The sequence below is a fragment of the Bartonella sp. CL70QHWL genome (assembly GCF_042194855.1).
Taxonomy (GTDB): Bacteria; Pseudomonadota; Alphaproteobacteria; order Rhizobiales; family Rhizobiaceae; genus Bartonella.
In genome coordinates this window covers 1-702 of record NZ_JBHINJ010000123.1, presented here as the reverse complement: position 1 = coordinate 702, position 702 = coordinate 1, and the positions used below count along the sequence as shown (strand labels likewise).

The window sequence follows — 702 nt, the reverse complement described above, 5'->3', positions numbered from 1 at the left end:
ATGAACAGGTTTGTCTCCCACCTTGACCACAATAAAAGGGTGTGTACGCATTAATCCCATAACCGCTTCACCATGCTTTGGGGATTAGACAACACAAATTCAGGCAAAATGACCTTTAAGCCCCGCGGTAAAAACACACCATATTTGGCAATCTCTGGATTAGCTTCCAGTGTGGCTTCTAAATAACCGTTTAGTGCCCCAACTTGCCTCCGGTCTCTGAACACTGCCATGACATGGTGAAAGCAAAGGAGATCGAGGCTCATATCCTCTAGCTCTACAATAACATGCTTTTCTGGTATCTTCATAGAGTTTGTCCCACTTGGATTTGTCCCTCTTGGTATTGTCCTTGTGGTTTTCCGCCATTAAAAAAGGGAAAGAGCGTAATGGAATAGCGGATGCGTTGGGATTGACCAGAACGACTGATATAGTCATGGTCTTTATTGATCGTGGTGATTACTACGGGTCCATGGAGAAGGACACTATAGGTGGTATCATTGATCCAATGAAGCATCTGGACCGGCTTTGCTCTTCGGATAGTTGTAGTGATGGCATCAATGGCTACACGGTCACCAAATTCTTCTGGAAACCAAACTCCATGAATGGTCTTTGCATCATTGCCATAGCCGGTAAATTGCAAACTGGGTGCCTTGCCAAAACGCTCCATACAAACCCATGAGGCAGAAAACTCTTCTTCAAAAGATT

2 protein-coding genes are annotated in these 702 nt (G+C 44.6%); both read right to left on the bottom strand.

What is annotated here, in order from left to right:
- Window positions 1-50: 50 nt before the first annotated feature.
- Window positions 51-305: a tail protein X gene (locus tag ACFIJZ_RS10060; RefSeq protein WP_375632034.1), complete on the bottom strand. Its 255-nt coding sequence runs from the start codon at window positions 303-305 to the stop codon at window positions 51-53.
- The coding region (locus ACFIJZ_RS10055; protein WP_375632032.1) for a phage tail protein at window positions 302-702 on the bottom strand (401 nt) is incomplete at its 5' end. The genes ACFIJZ_RS10060 and ACFIJZ_RS10055, both read right to left, overlap by 4 nt.